Source organism: Brevundimonas sp. VNH65 (genome assembly GCF_049445955.1).
In the GTDB taxonomy this organism is placed as follows: Bacteria; Pseudomonadota; Alphaproteobacteria; order Caulobacterales; family Caulobacteraceae; genus Brevundimonas.
This window is the reverse complement of the sequence record NZ_JBMSDX010000005.1, coordinates 140,662-156,704: the sequence shown is the minus strand read 5'-3', so window position 1 is coordinate 156,704 and position 16,043 is coordinate 140,662. Positions and strand designations below refer to the sequence as shown.

Sequence of the window (16,043 nt, the reverse complement as noted above, 5' to 3'; positions counted from 1 at the left end):
ATGTCAGATCGACCATCGAATCGGTTACGCGCCAAACAACGGCATCACCCTATCACGGACGGCCTCGGTCGAACGGCCCATCCGCCCGAATCGGGCCTTCACGCCTTGACCGGCGTCACCGCCAGTACGGGCAGATCCAGGGTGCGCCCGACCGAAGCCGGGGTCACATAACCCCGCCGGGTCACGACCCTCAGCAGGCCGACGCACAGGGCGGTGAAGCCCGCGAACAGGATCACCAGCGCCAGCAGCGGCAGCTTCAGGCTGGATCCGCGCGTCGGCGCCGCCGGTTCGGACAGGACCCGGATATTGTCTGCGCCCCCGCGAACCAGCTCGTTGTCGGCGCGGTTCTGGGCGCCGCGTTGTTGGAACTCACGGATCGTCGCGGTCAGGATGTCGCGGTTGCCCATCAGGACGGCGTTTTCCGACTCCAGCCGGGTCAGGTCGGCCTGTCGCGCCCGAAGCGTGGCCAGTTGACTGTTCAGGGTCGCCAGCCGGTCGGCCAGGGCGTCGCGATCGGCGGCCGCGTTGATGCGGTTGTTCTCCACCTCGGTCCAGACCGTGTTGGGGCCGATCCGGACCTCCTTGGCCCCGACGGTGCCGCCGGCCGCCACCAGGGCTTCCTGTTCGGCGATGCGGGCCTCGATGTCCCGCACCGGCTGGGCGTCCGGCAGATAGCGCGACAGCAACTGCGCCCGCTCGGCGCGCAGGGTGCGAATCTGGTCCTGCGCCGAAACATTCAGATCCTGCTGCAAGGTCACCTCGGCCGGGGTGGACGCCTGCTGCTGCTCCAGGGTGCGCAGACGCGCGGCCGTCTGGTCCAGCTGCGCCTGGGTCATCATGCGATCGGTCAGGATCGACTGATAGACCGCCGCCGTCGCCGCCTTTGCGGCCGCGAAGTCGCCGATCTCGTTTGACTGCAGGAACTGCTCATAGCTGGCGTCGACTTCGCCCAGTTCCTCTTCGAATGTCCGGCGCTGCGCCTCGATCGCCTCACCCGAGGTGTCCTGGAACACCTCCCGCCGATATTCGCGATAGGACCCGATCAGGGCGTTCAGGACGTCCGCCGACTTCTGGGCGTTGTCGCTCTCGAAGCTCAGGGCGATGACCGGGCTCAGCGGCGCCGTGCCGATCTCCAGCCCGTCGTTGATGAACTTGATGGCGTCGCCTTCCTGCTTCTCGATCGTTCCGGTCGCCGGCTTGCCGGGCCTCTGGAACGCTTCCAAACCCAGGCTCCGCACCGCACGCAGCTTGACCTCGCGGCTGCCGATGATGGCGGCTTCGTTCTGGGCCACCTCGGTCAGGCTGGGCGGCTGGGTCGAACGGTCGGTCATGGGCCCGACCCGGGGCTCATAGGCGTACTCCTGGCCCACGCCCGCATAGATGCTGGCGCTGGCGACATAGGTCTTCTTCAGCGTCATCACGGCGGCGGCGCCGACGGCGACCACAAGGATGAAGACCAGAATCATGATCCAAAGTTCGCGGAACAGCAGGCCGACGATGTCCGCCAGACCGTATTTGGGCCGCGCAGGAATATAGGCCGTCGTCCGCATGAACGAATCCGTCGAAGGTTAACGACGAGGATGCTTGGCGGAGCGGCGTTAACGGCTCGTTACCCATAACCGCAGATGGTCCCCGATCATAAGCTGAAGGCCCCGATTTCCACGGACCGCTTCGAATGACCGACCGCCGCTCCCTGCTGCTGGCTCTGACCGGCGTCGCCCTGTCCGCGTGTGGCGGACGCGTGGCCATGCCGGACCTCGGCATCGGCGGATACGACACGCGCGCAGGCGGCGGCGGACAGGCCTACGGCGGCGGATTTCCCGATGTGCCCTTCGCCGACTGGACCGACGCCGAGCCGGAGTACTTGCTCTATCCGGGCGACGAGATCGAGGTGGCGACCCCGACGGCTCCGGAAAACACACGCACCGTCCGCGTGGGTCCCGACGGGCGGATCGCCATGCCCCTCGTCGGCCAGGTCATGGCTGCCGACCGCTCGGTCTATGAACTGCAGCAGACCCTGGCCGGCGCCTATTCCCACGTGCTGGTCCGCCCGGTCGTGGAGGTCAGCGTCAAGACCGCCGGCCCTCTTCGCGTCTGGGTCGATGGAGAGGTCCGTACGCCGGGCGTCTATGAGATGACCGGCGACATGGAGGCCCTGCAAGCGGTCATCCAGGCGGGCGGCGTTCTGCCCTCAGGCAAACTTCAGACTACGGCCCTGATCCGGCGCGGGCCTGGCAATGTCCGGATGATGCGGGTGATCGACCTGCGTCAGCGTCGGGGCGACGCGGTGCCGCTGCGTCGCGGCGACATCCTGTTCGTCCCCCGGTCGAACCTCGGAGAGCTGGCGGCCTTCTTCACCCAGGTGAAGGCGGCCCTGCCGATCGGCTTCAACTACACGATCAACGGCCAGTATCAGCAGTTTCCGTGAGGCTGGGGCGCTGACGCGCCGCGCTATGCTCGGCTCGCGGAGCCTCGCCACTTGAGCGCAAAGATGTCTGGGACTCCCGCGCTCAAGTCGTGAGCGACCGCGTCGCGAACATAGCGCGGCGCGTCAGCGCCCCGAAACATCAAGCCGCGAGACTGACGACACCGGCGTCGATGTAGCGACGCGCCGCCCGTTGAGCCTCGGCGATTTCGTCGCGCTCCATCTCCATAGACATCTCCCGGCGATATACGCGGGCTTCGACCGAGCCCTTCATCGCCGCCAGATTGAAGATCATATGGGCGGAAACCCGGTCCATCGGACAACCGCCCGAGCCGGAAGAATACATCATCCCCAGCTGGAACAGCGCGTCGCCGTCCATTTCGGGGGTGGGCAGCGGCAGCGACGCGGCCTCTTCGGAAACATGCGCGGTTTCTTGCGCGGTCATGGCTTCATCCTCCAAACGCGCCCCTTCTGGGTGCGTCCCTGATGACGCGATGAAACGCCCGCGCGTTGAAGTTAAAGTTAACAGGAAAACGCCTGAAAGATGTTTTTTGCCAACGATCGGTGAACGCCAATACTGCTGTTCACTCAGCAGAAACAAAGACGAAACTTCGCGTTTACACATCTAGTCGATCGGTTAACGATCAGGCTGGTGCGCCCTTTGTCCGAACAGCACCGCCCTGGCTTTCGCGGCCTCGGCCCCGGACGCGGCGAGGTTGCGACGCAGGTCGTCACCCACGGCGCGTCCGGCCTTGACCGCCGGGCGCGCGCCGACCCGCGCCATCCAGGCCGCCAGGTTGGGAAACTCTGAAAGATCCTGCCCCTGCAACTCCGGAAGCATCCACGGCCAGGCCGCCATGTCGGCGATCGAATAGTCACCCGCCAGATAGTCGCGGTCCGACAGCCGGTGGTCCATTACGCCGTACAGACGATGGGTCTCATTGGTGTAGCGCCGCACGCCATAGGCCAGATGCCTCTGGTCCGCCGTCAGCGCCGGGGCGTACTGTCGGAAATGGTGCGTCTGTCCCGCCATCGGCCCCAGACCGCCGACCTGCCAGAACAGCCACTGATCGACCTCGGCCTTGCCTCGAGGATCCTGCGGATAGAACTGACCCGACTTCACGCCGAGATACTGAAGAATGGCGCCGGATTCGAAGATCGGCAGCGGCTGACCGTCGGGGCCCTCCGGGTCCACGATCGCCGGCATGCGGCCATTGGGGCTGATGGCCTGAAACGCCGGCGAGAACTGTTCGCCCGTGCCGATGTTTACCGGCTTCAGCACATAGGGCAGGCCCATCTCCTCCAGGGCGATGGACACCTTCCAGCCGTTCGGGGTGGGCCAGTACCAGAGTTCGATGGGGGCTGACATGCGGGCTTCCTCGGCAAGCTTCGCCACGGAAGATGGCGAGAAATCCGGCCTGCGCAATCCTGACGACGCCGTTCAGGACGAGTTCATGCGGCCGACCTGATCCTTTAACCATCGACAACGGGCGGGCGCGCAAACGACCGACCCATCGGGAGCAAAGAGGATGAACCGCTTCACCAAGGCCGCGCTCGTCGCCCTGGCCCTGACCACCACCGCCGCCCCCCTGGCCGCTCAGGCCCAGAACCGCGGCGACCGTCAGGACCGTCGCGAATGGCGTCAGGATAACCGCAACGATCGCCGCGAATGGCGTCAGGACAATCGCAACGACCGTCGCGAGTGGCGTCAGGACCGCCGGGATGACCGCCGCGATCATCGCTACGACCGCAACAATCGCAACTGGTACCAGGGCCGCTCCGACTTCCGGGACTACCGCGGCGCCCGTCAGAACTACTGGTACGCGCCGGGCTACGGCTACTACCGCGTCGAACCGCGCTACTACGGCCAGCGCTGGGCTCGCGGCGGCTATCTGCCCAGCGCCTATCGCGGTTACTACGTCCGTGATCCCTATGTGTACGGCCTGCGCCCGGCCCCCTACGGCTATCGCTACGTCCACGCCGGCAGCGACATCGTGATGATCGCGGTGACCACCGGCCTGATCGCCAGCGTCTTCGCCAACATGTACTGATCCGCCTCGCGTATCTGGATCGGCCCCGCAAGCCTATGGTTTGCGGGGCTTTTTCATGTCCGAAAGTTAATCTGCGGGTCGATCTCGTTCAGATACGGTTCATGGCGAAACGTCGATCCTTCACTCAAGCCGCCCGCTTTGGGCGTGCGGGGAAGAAACGACATGAAGACCAAGTTGATGGCCTACGCCGCCATCGCCGCCTTCACCCTGCCCCTGGTCGCCTCACCGGTCGCGGCCCTGGCGCAGGAACGCGGCGACCGCGGCGACGACGACCGGGCCCAGGCGCCGCAGCGCGATCGTGGCCGGCCGGGTGGTGGAACCTCCACTCAGGCGCAGCAGGCGCCGCGGCCCACGCCGCAACGTCAGCCGGAGGCCCGCCCGCAACCGTCCAGACAGGACTCGCGCGGCGATCGTCCGTCGCGCGGCGACCGGCCCGACCGCCCGTCCGGCGGCCAGCGTCCGGATGGCGGCAATCGGCCGGACCGTCCCAGCGGCGGCTGGAGCGGCGGCGGTCAGCGTCCGGACTCCGGGGCGCGCCCCGATCGTCCCGGCGGCCAGCGACCGGACAGCGGCCGCCCGAACCGACCGGACTGGAACAACGGCGGCCAGCGCCCGGATTCCGGCCGTCCCGATCGGCCCGGAGGCCAGCGACCCGATGGGGACCGTCCGAACCGTCCCGACTGGAACAACGGCCAGCGTCCCGATCGTCCGGGAACCGGCCGCCCGGACAACGGTCGGCCGGGTTATCAGCGTCCGGACAACGGCCGGCCGGGCGGGAACTGGAACAACAATGGCGGGCGTCCCGGAAACAACTGGGATCGCGACCGTCGTCGCCAGGAATACCGCAACCGTTTCGACAGCGACCGCTGGCGCCGTGAATGGAACCGCAATCACCGGTCCGACTGGTGGCGAAACGACCGGCGCTTCCGGGGGTGGAGCGGCGTCCGGATCGGCTTTTATTTCGCCCCCGGCTACGGCTACTACAGCGTTCCGCGCAACTACTGGGGTCAGCGCTGGCATGTCGGCGAGTATCTGCCGTCGATCTTCTGGCGCTGTCAGCTCAACGACTGGCGCACCTACGGTCTCGGCTATCCGCCCGAAGGCACCCGCTGGGTCTATGTCGACAACTCGATCTATCTGATCGACCAGTACGACGGCTATATCATCGACGTCATCCGCGACTTCTGGCGCTGGTGAAATCCGTTAAATGAAACGAGACCCCGGAAAGCGATTTCCGGGGTCTTTTCCTGCGCGATGTCTGAACCGCCTGTTCAGCCTGGGTTCAGCCCCGCAGGACCATCCTCCATGCCATGTCGGGTTTGGATGCGGCGCTACGCCGCCGGAAATAGGAGGCTGACATGACGAACAAGATCCTCGTAGGCGCCGCCTGCGCCGTACTGGGCCTGGCCGCTCCGATGGCCGCTTCGGCCCAGCACTGGGGCGACCGCGACCGCGACGGCCGCTATGAACGATGGGAACGTCGCGCGGACCAGAACCGCTACGACGGCCGTCGCTACACCGATCGCGAACGCTACAACGACTGGCGTCGCGGCGCGCGTGACCAGCGTCGGGACTATCGTCGCTGGCAGCGCGGCGCGGTGATCCCGCGCAACTATCGCTCCAACTGGTACGTCCGCGACTATCACCGCTACGGCTACGCCCCGCCCCCGCGCGGCTACGGCTACTACCGCACCAATACGGGTGAGATCGTTCTGGCGGCTCTGGCCACGGGCGTGATCATCTCGCTGCTGTCGAACTAGGGCTCAGCCGGCTCACAGGAACGCCGCCGATCCTCATGGATCGGCGGCGTTTCCGCGTTCAGAAGGGATCGACGCCCAGACCCGTCCCTTCCCACAGGCCCAGCATCAGGTTCAGGTTCTGCACCGCCGCCCCCGAAGCGCCCTTGCCCAGATTGTCCAGCAGGGCCGCCAGACGCACCTGCTCGCCCTCGCGGTCACCGAACACATGCAGACGCAGCTTGTTGGTGCCGTTCAGCCCCTCGGGCGTCAGGCCGCTCATGGCCTCGCTCTCCTCCAGGTCCACGACCTCGACGAACACCTCGCCCTCATAGGCCTCGGCCAGGGCGCCGTGGATCACCTCGACCGAGGTGCGCGTCGGCAGGGCGCCCAGTTGCAACGGAACCTCGACGATCATTCCCTGGCGATAGGCGCCGACCGACGGCGCGAACAGGACGTCGCGCGTCAGCCCCGCATGCAGGGTCATTTCCGGCACGTGCTTGTGATGCAGACCGAGGCCGTAGGCGCGATACGGCGGCGCCTTCGACATCCCGGCCTCTGATCCGGGACCGCCCTCGAACTCGGCGATCATCGCCTTGCCGCCGCCCGAGTAGCCCGACACGGCGTTGACGGTCAGGGCCTGATAGCCGGGCACGATCCCCGCCCGCACCAGCGGCGCGACCAGGCCCAGGAAGCCGGTCGGATAGCAGCCGGGGTTCGACACCCGTTTCGACTCGGCCACCGCGTCCCGCTGCCCCGGCCGCAGTTCGGGAAAGCCATAGGTCCAGCCGCCGGCCGTCCGATATGCCGTCGAGGCGTCGATCACCTTCACCGCCGGATTGTCGATTAGCGCCACCGCCTCCTTCGCCGCCGCGTCCGGCAGGCACAGGATCGCCAGGTCGCAGGCGTTCAGCGCCTCCTTGCGCCTGGCCGCGTCCTTGCGCTCGGCCTCGCCCAGCGAGATGAATGACAGTTCGCCCCGCCCCTTCAGCCGCTCGCGGATCTCCAGACCCGTGGTTCCGGCCTCGCCGTCGATGAAGATGGTATGCATTCGAGTGGCTCCAGATGGGCCTCAAGGATGGGATCACGGCGACCACGACGATGATCACAGAGAACACCACGGTCGTTGTGCTCGTTGTGTCTATCGCTGTGTTCGCTGTGATGAACCAAGCGATTGCGGCTTCGCCGCATCAAAGAAAAAGGGCGCTCCGGTTTCCCGAAGCGCCCCGTTTCGTAATCGCTGTCGCGAAACGGCTTAACGCTTCGAGAACTGGAAGGAACGGCGAGCCTTGGCGCGGCCGTACTTCTTGCGCTCGACGACGCGGCTGTCGCGGGTCAGGAAGCCGTGCGGCTTCAGAACCTTGCGCAGTTCCGGCTCATAGTGCGTCAGGGCGTGCGACAGGCCGTGGCGGATGGCGCCGGCCTGGCCCGACAGGCCCGAGCCTTCGACGGTGCAGACGACGTCATACTGGGTGGCGCGGTCCGAGACGGTCAGCGGCTGGGCGACCATCATCTGCAGCACCGGACGGGCGAAATAGGCCGCGACGTCCTTGCCGTTGACGGTGATCTTGCCGGTGCCGCGCTTCACCCACACGCGGGCGACGGCGTTCTTGCGCTTTCCGGTCGAATAGGCGCGACCCAGGCTGTCCAGCTTCTGGACGTATTCCGGGGCGGCTTCGGCGGTCGTGCCGAGGCCCTTCAGGGCGTCGAAGCCGGTGGCTTCGGTGTTGGTCACGTCGGTCATGCTCAGACGCTCCGGGTGTTCTTGGCCGAGGCCGACGCGAAGTCGATCGTCTCGGGCGACTGGGCTTCATGGGTGTGGGTGGCGCCGGCGAACAGACGCAGGTGCGTCATCTGCTTGCGGGCCAGCGGGCTTTCCTTCGGCAGCATGCGCTCGACGGCCTTCTCGAGCACGCGCTCGGGGAACTTGCCGCCCAGCACCTTGGCCGGCGTGGTTTCCTTGATGCCGCCCGGGTGGCCGGTGTGGCGATAGTAGACCTTGTCGGTGTTCTTCTTGCCGGTGAACACGACCTTGTCGACGTTGGTGACGATGACATAGTCGCCGCAGTCAACGTGCGGGGTGTAGGTCGGCAGGTGCTTGCCGCGCAGGCGGTTGGCGATGAAGGTCGCGAGACGGCCCACCACGACGCCTTCGGCGTCGATGTGAATCCACTTCTTCTCGACCTCGGCCGGCTTCAGCGAAGCCGTGGTGCTCTTCAGCATGAGGTGTGTCCTGAACAGGAGGCGAAACGGGCATGCCCGCCCCGACCACTGGCCGGAACGAACGGAAGGCGCGCTGATAGAGGAGACAGACGACGGGGTCAATACGTCGCAACACGCCAACATCGCCACATATCATTGTAAATAATAGTGATTTTGTATGCGGTATTAAAATACCGCGCCTTCGCGACCCTCGCAGATGCCTATACGTCACTGAACCGTGACCTTTCCCGCCTAGGCGCTACAGAATAACAGCCTCTGCGGAATCTCCCATGCTCGCCCACCGTCGCGGTCTTCTGACCGGAAGCGCCGCCGCCCTCGCCTTCGCCGGCATGGCGCGCCATACCTTGGCGCAGAGCCCCTCGGCTCCGGCCGCCGAGACCTATGTCAACGAGGTCGAGGGCTATGGCCCGCTGACCCGCGACCCGAACCGCCTGCTCGATCTGCCCGAAGGCTTCACCTATCAGGTGGTGGCACAGAGCGGCGACACCATGGACGACGGCCTCTACGCCCCCGGCCAGCCGGACGGCATGGCCTGCTTCGCCCTGCAGGGAACTCAGGTCGCCCTGGTCGTGAACCACGAACTCAAGGGCTCCAGCGGCCTGCACCGCAACCTCGGACCCGGCGGCCTGCATCAGGAGCGCATCGGCCTGCTCGACGCCTCGAAGGCCTTCGACACCTACAAGGACGGCCGCCCCCTGCCCGGCGGATGCAGCACCATCGTCTATGATCTGGCCACGCGCGAGGTGGTGAGCCGCCGACTGACCCTGGCCGGCACCTCGACCAACTGCTGCGGCGGCCCCACCCCCTGGGGCAGTTGGCTGACCTGCGAGGAAACCGTCGAGACCCCGGCCGACGCCGACGTGACCAAGGCCCACGGCTGGGTGTTCGAGGTGCCGTCGACGGCGACCGACCTGGTCGATCCCGTCCCCCTGAAGGCCATGGGCCGCTTTGACCACGAGGCGGTCTGCATCGATCCGCGCACGGGCATGGCCTATCTGACCGAAGACACCAACGACAGCCTGTTCTACCGCTTCACTCCGACCACGCCCGGCAGGCTGGCGGACGGCGGCAAGCTGCAAGCCCTGGCCTGGAAGGGTGCGCCCTCCGCCGATACCCGCAATCAGGACGTCCGCTCCTGGAATGTCGGCGACTGGCGCGAGGTCGAATGGATCGACCTGGACGACGTCGAGTCGCCCAATGACGATCTGCGCAAACGCGGTCACGCCTCCGGCGCGGCGCTGATCGCACGCGGCGAGGGCATCTGGTGGGGCGATGACGAGATGTATTTCACCGCCACCTCGGGCGGTCCCATCCGACGCGGTCAGGTGCTGCGTCTGGTTCCGGGCCTGAACGGCGCTCCTGACCGGCTTCAGCTGTTCGTCGAAAGCACGAACGAGAAGACCGTCAACATGGCCGACAACATCACGATCGCGCCCTGGGGTCACCTGATCCTGTGCGAGGACAACTATTCGAGCGAGATCCGCAATCACCTGAAAGGCGTCACCCCGGAGGGCAGGATCTACACGATCGCGCGCAACGTCTTCACCGGCAACTCGGAGTTCGCGGGCGCCTGTTTCTCGCCGGACGGCCAGGTGCTGTTCGTCAACATCATGTACCCGGGCATGACCCTGGCGATCAGAGGCCCATGGACCTCGGTCCGGACATGAACAGCCGCGGCTGAGACCGCCGCACCATCCACAGATTGACCGTCGCGGCCAGCAGCACCACGGCCGCCCCGGCCTGATGCAGTCCGCCCAGCCAGATCGGCACGGCGTGCATCAGGGTGACCACCCCCAGTACGGCCTGCAGCCACAGCGACGCCGCCAGGACCACGGCCGATGCGCCGAGCCCCTCGGCCAGCCGCCAGCGCCAGGCCTGAATGGCGTAGATCGTTCCCGCGATCAGCAGGCCGTAGGCGAAGACGCGATGGTTGAACTGCACCAGCGCCTGGTCATGCAGGAAGGCCAGCGCCCCCTTGCCCCAGTCGGCCGGCGGGAAGATCGCGCCGTTCATCAGCGGCCAGTCGGTATAGACCATGCCCGCCTTGCTTCCCGCCACCAGGGCGCCCAGCAGGCACTGAAGGAAGACAGCGCCCCACATCAGGGCGGCGCCCCGGCTCCACCCCTCGGGCGATCGTGACCGCTCCTCCCCGGCCCAGGCCTCCAGCCCAACCCAGATCAGTCCCGCAAAGATCAGTAGGGCCAGGCCGAGGTGAACCGCCAGCCGCTCCGGCGCCACGTCCACCCGTTCCGACAGCCCGCTGGACACCATCCACCACCCGATCAGGCCCTGGAGAGCCCCCAGACCCAGCAGGATGGCGCAGCGCCAGATCAGACGGCGCGGGATGCGGCGCAGCAGCAGGAAGACGGCGAACGGCAGGGCGAAGACCAGCCCCAGGATCCTGCCCAGGAATCGATGCGCCCATTCCCACCAGAATATGCCCTTGAACGCCTCCAGGCTCATGCCGGCGTTCACCTCGGTGTACTGCGGAATGGCCTTGTACTTCTCGAAGGCCGTGGCCCAGTCGGCGTCGTTCAGGGGCGGCACGGCGCCCAGGATCGGCTTCCACTCGGTGATCGACAGCCCTGATCCCGTCAGGCGGGTCACGCCGCCGACCACCACCATCGCGAACACCAGAACGGCGCAGAGAAAAAGCCAGACAGCGACCGATCGACTGTGGTCGCGCGGGAGGAAACGGTTCATTCGACGCCTGCGGTGCTTGCGGCTAGACTGCCGGCGTTCGACAAGAACGCCCCCGAGGGGTCGGGTATGCCCGGCGATCTGGGCAAGATCAAAGCCGATTTCGTCGCGGGCGAAATCGAACGACGTTGGAGGAAGATGGTGCAGTACGCCGATATCGCCGTGGCCGTGGCGGGTGCCCTGGCGATCGCCTGGATCGCCGATCTGCTGACCGGCCGGCGCGGCTATATCGCCACCCTGCTGGTGTCCGGGACCGGCGCGGCCTGCGGCTGGTTCCTGGCCACGCGGGTGTTCGCCGTGGCGACGATGGACGACTGGGTCTGGGTCGCCTGGGCCTTCGCCGCCTCGGTGCTGAGCCTGATCGGCTACTTCCTGTTCCGGAACAAGCGGTGATGCAGCCGGTCACCCGCCCCAGCGGTCGCCGCGCCGTCGCCGCCGTTCTGACCCTCGCCTTCCTCGCCTTCTACGTCTGGGCCGTCATCGCGGTGGGCGAACGGGTTCCCGACCACTGGCTGGCGCAACTGGCCTTCTATGGCTTCGCCGGAACCGTCTGGGGCCTTCCGCTGCTGCCGCTGTTCAGCTGGGCCGAGCGCGGCGGCAAGAAAGGCTGAAACGCAGAGGGCCGCCCAAAGGCGGCCCTCAAATCGATCATTCCATGGTGAGGAATGGTCGGAGCGACAGGATTCGAACCTGCGACCCCTTGACCCCCAGTCAAGTGCGCTACCAGGCTGCGCCACGCTCCGAGAGGCGCCCGTATAGCGGCGCGCTTCGGTCGCCGCAAATCGAAAAAGCGGAAATCTCGGCGACGTCCGCCTATCCGGCCAGGGCGGCGTCCAACCGGGACCTCGCGCGCTCCAGTTCGGCCAGAATCCGGGTCAGGCCGCTACCCGGCGGCGCGGCCTCCGACGTCTCCATCGGCGCATCGTTTCCCAGAAGACCGCGCAGCCCCTGCTCGCGATGCAGGCGCTGGACGCCCCTGATCGTCAGGCCGTCCTCATGCAGCAGACGCCGAATCGCCTTCAGCAACTCCACATCCTGCGGACGATAGAAGCGACGCCCGCCCGCCCGCTTGACCGGCGTCACGAAGGCGAATTTCGTCTCCCAGAAGCGCAGCACATGCTGGGGCGCGCCGACGGCCTCGGCCGCCTCGGAAATGGTGCGAAAGGCGTTGGGCCCCTTGACGGCGGCGCTCCTGGCGACGGCGCGCGCCACGGGCTCAGTCGCCGACGGCCGCGTCGTGGACCCGGGCCTTCATGATCTGGGACGCCCGGAAACTGATGACCCGCCGCGGATTGATGGCCGCCGGCTCGCCGGTCTTCGGGTTGCGCCCCATCCGCGCCCGCTTCTCGCGGACCTGAAACACGCCGAAGCCCGACAGTTTGACCGTCTCCCCGCGCTCCAGCGATTCGACGATCAGATCGAGGGTCCGCTCGACCAGGGCCGAACACTCCTGGCGGGACAGCCCCACCTCCTCATGCACCGCCTCGCAGAGGTCGGCGCGCGTCAGGGTGTGTGGTTCGCCCAAGGCCGTGCCCTCCAACGTCCAAAGCGCGCATATAAAAGGCGAAAATCGTCAGAAACGGAAGCTTTAAACGTCCTTTACAGTCGGAACGCGCAGGCGCCCCACGTCAGACCGCCGCCCATCGCCTCCAGAAGCACCACCTCGCCGCGCTTGATGCGCCCGTCGCGGATCGCCGCGTCCAGCGCCAGAGGGATCGAGGCCGCCGACGTATTGGCGTGCTGCGCCACGGTCAGCACCACCTTGTCCTCGTCCAGCCCGAGCCGATCGCCGACGCCCTTGATGATCCGCTGGTTGGCCTGGTGCGGCACGAACCAGTCGACCTCGGCGATCTCCAGCCCGGCCGCCTCGCAGGCCAGGGTGATCGCCTCGGCGATGTTGACCACGGCGTGGCGAAACACCTGATTGCCCAGCATCCGCAGGTGACCGACCGTCCCCGTCGTCGCCGGCCCGCCGTCGACGTAGAGCAGATCCTTCTTGCTGCCGTCCGCGCGCAAGGCGAACCCCAGCAGCCCCTGGTCGGCCTTGGTCCCCTGCCCTTCGCGCGGCTCGACCACCACGGCCCCGGCCCCGTCGCCGAACAGGACGCAGGTGGTCCGGTCCTGCCAGTCCATCAGCCGCGTCATTTCCTCGGCCCCGATCACCAGGGCGCATTTCGACAGGCCGCGCGCGACGAAACCGTCGGCCACGCTCAACGCATAGACAAAGCCCGAACACACCGCCTGAACGTCGAAGACGATGCCGACCGGCGCCCCGATCTTGGCCTGGACGATGGCGGCCGTGGCCGGAAAGGTGCTGTCCGGCGTGGTGGTGGCCACGATGATCATGTCGACGTCGGACGCGGATCGCCCGGCGTCGGCGAGGGCCTTCAGCGCGGCTTCGACCGCCAGGTCGCTGGTCGGCTGATCGTCGGCGGCCTGATGGCGCTGGCGGATGCCCGTGCGCTCGACGATCCATTCGTCGGACGTGTCGACGAACTTCGCCAGGTCGTCATTGGTGACGATCTTTTCGGGCAGGTAGGATCCCACGCCCGTGATCGCGCTGCGGACCACGCTCACTGCACCTTGTCTCCGTCTTCGGCCGCCGCGACCTCGGTCGCGGGAATGACCTCATCCAGCCGGCGCAGATTGGCGCCGACCTTCTCCAGATAGTCGCTGCGCGCCAGATCGACCGCGACGCGGATGGCCGAGGCGAAACCGCGCGCGTCCGCGCCGCCATGGCTCTTCACCACGATGCCGTTAAGACCGAGCAAAGGCCCGCCGTTGACGCCGTTCGGATCGATCCGGCTGCGCATCGCGCGCAGGGCGGGCATGGCGATCAGGGCGCCCAGTTTCGATTGCAGGCTGGACGTCAGGGCGTCGCGCAGCAGGGTGGAAACGAACCGCGCCGTGCCTTCTGCGGTCTTCAGCGCGATATTGCCGGTGAAGCCGTCGGTGACGATCACGTCCACCGTCCCCTTGGCGATGTCGTCGCCCTCGACGAAGCCGTGATAGGTCAGGCCCAAGGTGTTGTCGCGCAGGATGGCGTGCGCCTCGCGCACCTCCTCATGCCCCTTCATGTCCTCGGACCCGACGTTCAGCACGCCGATCAGCGGCTTCTCCACCCCGTTGACCGCCTGGTGATAGGCCTCGCCCATGATGGCGAACTGGATCAATTGCCGGGCGTCGCTCTCGACATTGGCGCCGACGTCCAGCACGGCCGTGACGCCCTTCAGGGTCGGCCAGGGCGCGACGATGGCCGGGCGCTCCAGCGCAGCCGCTGACATCCGCAGCACCAACTTCGAGATCGCCATCAGGGCGCCGGTGTTGCCGCCCGAAACCACGGCGCCCGCCTCGCCCGTCTTCACCGCCTCGATGGCGTTCCACAGGCTGGAGCCCTTGCCGCGCCGCATCGCCTGGGCCGGCTTCTCGTCCATCGCCACCACCTTGTCGGTGTGGCGAACCTCGATGAGCCCCTCACTCAGATGAAGTCGCTCGACCTCCGCCCGGATCGCCGCCTCATCCCCATGCAGCAGGAAGCGAACACCTTCTCCACCGTTGCGACGAACGTATTCCCTGACGCCGCCCACCACGACCGGCGGCCCATGGTCGCCGCCCATGGCGTCCAGCGAGATCAGAATGGGATGGGACAAAGGCATTCAGCTCCACGCGCCGTCTGACGCGGCGCTCACGGCGAGATCAAGATAGCGACGCCGGGCGCCGATGCAAACCCGGCGCCCTTGCGTCAAGTTTCGGAACCGACGCCCTCAGTCGGCGTCACCGGAATCGGATCGCGGAAAGGCCTTCAGTACAGCGAACGGCGACAATTCCCCCGGCTCGTCGGGCTGCACGAACTCCGCGCCCGGCTTGCGCGGGAACGGGTCGAGATTCAGCGCCAGCTGCTCGACCGCATACTGACCCAGATCGATTCGCCCGTCCTCGATGAGGTCGGGACCGTCCTCATCCATAGACACCTCGACCTCTCCTTCAGAGGCTGACGGATCGGCCTCCACCAGATCGACCTGGAAGCGGCTGTCGATCGAAACCGGCAACGGCTCCAGCGTGACCCCGCAGGTCTGCACCGCCTCGGCCCGCACCCGGCCGGTCAGCCGCCAGCCTATGAGAGCGGGCGCGAGGACCAGATCCGCCTCGAACCGATCAAGCTCAGCCAGATCGAGCGTCTTCGCCAGTTTGGCGCGCTGCGCTTCATCCGCCACAAGACGACGCTCAATCCCGGCGCCGATTTCATTCACCCGGACGACGTCGTTGAAGAGGGATGCGGAGGGGGTCATGCCGTGATCTCCGGCCATGTCGGCGCCTTCAGCACCTGTTCGAACGTCTGCCCGGACAGACCGACCCGCGCCGCCTCGGCGTATCGCGCCAGAACCCTGGCCTTGTCGTCGGGCTCGTCCGCCTGACCATAGACGTTCCGTCCGATATCCGCCGCCAGGGCCTCGAACGCCTCTGCGCGCAGCGAGGTTTCATAGGCGGCCATCCGCCCGTAAACCGCCTCGCCCAGTTTTCTCATCTTTCGCGCCACCGACACGTCGCTGACCCCGAGTTCACGCAGCACATTGTCCAGGGCGGACACATAGGCGTCGAACAGGTCCTGGGCCGCCTCGGCCCCACGACCGGGCGCTCCCGCGGGATCCTCGTCCCGCAGGCGCAGGTTCAGCAGCAGCATATGCAGGGTGTAGAGCTCGAATCGCGCATCGATTCGATCCTCGACCCCCAGCCGGGTGTAGAAATCCGTACGCCGCGCCTGAGCGGCGACGGCGGCGTAGAGCCGCTCGCCCACATCCGCCTGGCGGCGTTTTCGAAACAGAGTGCGCAACATCGTCCGTCGGCCCCTTTTCCGCCGCGCCGTTGAACTAGGACGCCGCTCCGGTTAGGTCAAAGACCTTGTTCAAC

Annotated in this window: 20 protein-coding genes and 1 tRNA gene; 7 read left to right on the top strand and 14 right to left on the bottom strand. The window is 66.8% G+C overall.

Annotation, left to right across the window (positions count from 1 at the left end; genetic code table 11):
• Positions 1-98 precede the first annotated feature (98 nt).
• Entirely contained in the window at positions 99-1,550 is a 1,452-nt protein-coding gene (locus tag ACO2Q1_RS10460) for a GumC family protein (protein ID WP_423329451.1), read from the bottom strand.
• Positions 1,551-1,675: 125 nt separating this feature from the next.
• Between ACO2Q1_RS10460 and ACO2Q1_RS10455 the strand changes: the two genes are divergently transcribed.
• Positions 1,676-2,428: a polysaccharide biosynthesis/export family protein gene (locus tag ACO2Q1_RS10455; protein ID WP_423329450.1), complete on the top strand. Its 753-nt coding sequence runs from the start codon at positions 1,676-1,678 to the stop codon at positions 2,426-2,428.
• Between the two features lie 139 nt (positions 2,429-2,567).
• On the opposite strand, the gene ACO2Q1_RS10450 is transcribed toward ACO2Q1_RS10455, so the two are convergent.
• Both ACO2Q1_RS10450 and ACO2Q1_RS10445 read right to left on the bottom strand, forming a co-directional pair.
• A complete protein-coding gene (locus ACO2Q1_RS10450; RefSeq protein ID WP_423329449.1) occupies positions 2,568-2,870 on the bottom strand; it encodes a sel1 repeat family protein in 303 nt (100 codons plus the stop codon).
• 192 nt (positions 2,871-3,062) lie between these two features.
• Positions 3,063-3,794, bottom strand: a complete 732-nt coding sequence (locus ACO2Q1_RS10445) for a glutathione S-transferase family protein (protein ID WP_423329448.1) — start codon at positions 3,792-3,794, stop codon at positions 3,063-3,065.
• Positions 3,795-3,954: 160 nt separating this feature from the next.
• Here ACO2Q1_RS10445 and ACO2Q1_RS10440 point away from each other — a divergent pair, with 160 nt between their 5' ends.
• From ACO2Q1_RS10440 to ACO2Q1_RS10430, 3 genes are all read left to right on the top strand, one after another.
• Positions 3,955-4,476, top strand: a complete 522-nt coding sequence (locus ACO2Q1_RS10440) for an RcnB family protein (RefSeq protein ID WP_423329447.1) — start codon at positions 3,955-3,957, stop codon at positions 4,474-4,476.
• Positions 4,477-4,638: 162 nt separating this feature from the next.
• Positions 4,639-5,673, top strand: coding sequence for an RcnB family protein (locus ACO2Q1_RS10435; RefSeq protein ID WP_423329446.1), 1,035 nt, complete (start codon positions 4,639-4,641; stop codon positions 5,671-5,673).
• Positions 5,674-5,834: 161 nt separating this feature from the next.
• Positions 5,835-6,236 carry an RcnB family protein gene (locus ACO2Q1_RS10430; RefSeq protein WP_423329445.1) on the top strand — a complete coding sequence of 134 codons (402 nt, stop codon included), beginning with the start codon at positions 5,835-5,837 and terminating at the stop codon, positions 6,234-6,236.
• 58 nt (positions 6,237-6,294) lie between these two features.
• Here the strand turns inward: ACO2Q1_RS10430 and argC are convergent, their stop codons facing one another.
• From argC to rplM, 3 genes are all read right to left on the bottom strand, one after another.
• Complete coding sequence (gene argC / locus ACO2Q1_RS10425) at positions 6,295-7,263, bottom strand: N-acetyl-gamma-glutamyl-phosphate reductase (RefSeq protein ID WP_423329444.1); 969 nt, start codon at positions 7,261-7,263, stop codon at positions 6,295-6,297.
• A gap of 204 nt (positions 7,264-7,467) precedes the next feature.
• The gene (gene rpsI, locus ACO2Q1_RS10420; RefSeq protein WP_423329443.1) at positions 7,468-7,956 is read right to left on the bottom strand and encodes a 30S ribosomal protein S9; all 489 of its coding nucleotides are present in this window, start codon (positions 7,954-7,956) and stop codon (positions 7,468-7,470) included.
• Positions 7,957-7,958: 2 nt separating this feature from the next.
• A complete protein-coding gene (gene rplM, locus ACO2Q1_RS10415; protein WP_423329480.1) occupies positions 7,959-8,432 on the bottom strand; it encodes a 50S ribosomal protein L13 in 474 nt (157 codons plus the stop codon).
• Between the two features lie 272 nt (positions 8,433-8,704).
• Here rplM and ACO2Q1_RS10410 point away from each other — a divergent pair, with 272 nt between their 5' ends.
• A complete protein-coding gene (locus ACO2Q1_RS10410) occupies positions 8,705-10,102 on the top strand; it encodes an alkaline phosphatase PhoX (RefSeq protein ID WP_423329442.1) in 1,398 nt (465 codons plus the stop codon).
• On the opposite strand, the gene ACO2Q1_RS10405 is transcribed toward ACO2Q1_RS10410, so the two are convergent.
• Positions 10,071-11,138, bottom strand: coding sequence for a COX15/CtaA family protein (locus ACO2Q1_RS10405; protein ID WP_423329441.1), 1,068 nt, complete (start codon positions 11,136-11,138; stop codon positions 10,071-10,073). The genes ACO2Q1_RS10410 and ACO2Q1_RS10405 overlap by 32 nt on opposite strands.
• Positions 11,139-11,204: 66 nt before the next feature.
• On the opposite strand from ACO2Q1_RS10405, the gene ACO2Q1_RS10400 reads away from it, so the two are divergent.
• Both ACO2Q1_RS10400 and ACO2Q1_RS10395 read left to right on the top strand, forming a co-directional pair.
• Positions 11,205-11,528, top strand: coding sequence for a transglycosylase (locus tag ACO2Q1_RS10400; protein ID WP_423329440.1), 324 nt, complete (start codon positions 11,205-11,207; stop codon positions 11,526-11,528).
• Complete coding sequence (locus ACO2Q1_RS10395) at positions 11,528-11,746, top strand: DUF2842 domain-containing protein (protein WP_423329439.1); 219 nt, start codon at positions 11,528-11,530, stop codon at positions 11,744-11,746. Before ACO2Q1_RS10400 ends, ACO2Q1_RS10395 begins: the two co-directional genes overlap by 1 nt.
• A 55-nt stretch (positions 11,747-11,801) precedes the next feature.
• On the opposite strand, the gene ACO2Q1_RS10390 is transcribed toward ACO2Q1_RS10395, so the two are convergent.
• The 7 genes from ACO2Q1_RS10390 to ACO2Q1_RS10360 form a co-directional block, all read right to left on the bottom strand.
• Positions 11,802-11,878, bottom strand: a tRNA-Pro gene (locus ACO2Q1_RS10390).
• Between the two features lie 70 nt (positions 11,879-11,948).
• Positions 11,949-12,347: a MerR family transcriptional regulator gene (locus tag ACO2Q1_RS10385; protein WP_423329438.1), complete on the bottom strand. Its 399-nt coding sequence runs from the start codon at positions 12,345-12,347 to the stop codon at positions 11,949-11,951.
• Between the two features lie 4 nt (positions 12,348-12,351).
• Positions 12,352-12,660, bottom strand: coding sequence for an integration host factor subunit alpha (locus ACO2Q1_RS10380; RefSeq protein WP_423329437.1), 309 nt, complete (start codon positions 12,658-12,660; stop codon positions 12,352-12,354).
• 74 nt (positions 12,661-12,734) lie between these two features.
• Positions 12,735-13,712, bottom strand: coding sequence for a beta-ketoacyl-ACP synthase III (locus ACO2Q1_RS10375; protein ID WP_423329436.1), 978 nt, complete (start codon positions 13,710-13,712; stop codon positions 12,735-12,737).
• The gene (gene plsX, locus ACO2Q1_RS10370) at positions 13,709-14,791 is read right to left on the bottom strand and encodes a phosphate acyltransferase PlsX (RefSeq protein ID WP_423329435.1); all 1,083 of its coding nucleotides are present in this window, start codon (positions 14,789-14,791) and stop codon (positions 13,709-13,711) included. The genes ACO2Q1_RS10375 and plsX overlap by 4 nt, the downstream gene beginning before the upstream one ends.
• Before the next feature lie 108 nt (positions 14,792-14,899).
• On the bottom strand, positions 14,900-15,424 hold the full coding sequence (locus tag ACO2Q1_RS10365; RefSeq protein WP_423329434.1) for a YceD family protein: 525 nt from the start codon (positions 15,422-15,424) through the stop codon (positions 14,900-14,902).
• Entirely contained in the window at positions 15,421-15,969 is a 549-nt protein-coding gene (locus tag ACO2Q1_RS10360; protein WP_423329433.1) for a ubiquinol-cytochrome C chaperone family protein, read from the bottom strand. Before ACO2Q1_RS10360 ends, ACO2Q1_RS10365 begins: the two co-directional genes overlap by 4 nt.
• Positions 15,970-16,043 lie beyond the last annotated feature (74 nt).

Bases quoted from the DNA above. Each gene is read 5' to 3' on its own strand.
- ACO2Q1_RS10450 (WP_423329449.1), bottom strand. From the start codon at position 2,870: ATGACCGCGCAAGAAACCGCGCATGTTTCCGAAGAGGCCGCGTCGCTG.
- ACO2Q1_RS10410 (WP_423329442.1), top strand. From the start codon at position 8,705: ATGCTCGCCCACCGTCGCGGTCTTCTGACCGGAAGCGCCGCCGCCCTC.
- ACO2Q1_RS10430 (WP_423329445.1), top strand. From the start codon at position 5,835: ATGACGAACAAGATCCTCGTAGGCGCCGCCTGCGCCGTACTGGGCCTG.
- ACO2Q1_RS10395 (WP_423329439.1), top strand. From the start codon at position 11,528: ATGCAGCCGGTCACCCGCCCCAGCGGTCGCCGCGCCGTCGCCGCCGTT.
- ACO2Q1_RS10360 (WP_423329433.1), bottom strand. From the start codon at position 15,969: ATGTTGCGCACTCTGTTTCGAAAACGCCGCCAGGCGGATGTGGGCGAG.
- ACO2Q1_RS10440 (WP_423329447.1), top strand. From the start codon at position 3,955: ATGAACCGCTTCACCAAGGCCGCGCTCGTCGCCCTGGCCCTGACCACC.
- ACO2Q1_RS10435 (WP_423329446.1), top strand. From the start codon at position 4,639: ATGAAGACCAAGTTGATGGCCTACGCCGCCATCGCCGCCTTCACCCTG.
- ACO2Q1_RS10460 (WP_423329451.1), bottom strand. From the start codon at position 1,550: ATGCGGACGACGGCCTATATTCCTGCGCGGCCCAAATACGGTCTGGCG.
- argC (WP_423329444.1), bottom strand. From the start codon at position 7,263: ATGCATACCATCTTCATCGACGGCGAGGCCGGAACCACGGGTCTGGAG.
- ACO2Q1_RS10405 (WP_423329441.1), bottom strand. From the start codon at position 11,138: ATGAACCGTTTCCTCCCGCGCGACCACAGTCGATCGGTCGCTGTCTGG.
- ACO2Q1_RS10365 (WP_423329434.1), bottom strand. From the start codon at position 15,424: ATGACCCCCTCCGCATCCCTCTTCAACGACGTCGTCCGGGTGAATGAA.
- ACO2Q1_RS10445 (WP_423329448.1), bottom strand. From the start codon at position 3,794: ATGTCAGCCCCCATCGAACTCTGGTACTGGCCCACCCCGAACGGCTGG.
- plsX (WP_423329435.1), bottom strand. From the start codon at position 14,791: ATGCCTTTGTCCCATCCCATTCTGATCTCGCTGGACGCCATGGGCGGC.
- ACO2Q1_RS10400 (WP_423329440.1), top strand. From the start codon at position 11,205: ATGCCCGGCGATCTGGGCAAGATCAAAGCCGATTTCGTCGCGGGCGAA.
- ACO2Q1_RS10455 (WP_423329450.1), top strand. From the start codon at position 1,676: ATGACCGACCGCCGCTCCCTGCTGCTGGCTCTGACCGGCGTCGCCCTG.
- rpsI (WP_423329443.1), bottom strand. From the start codon at position 7,956: ATGACCGACGTGACCAACACCGAAGCCACCGGCTTCGACGCCCTGAAG.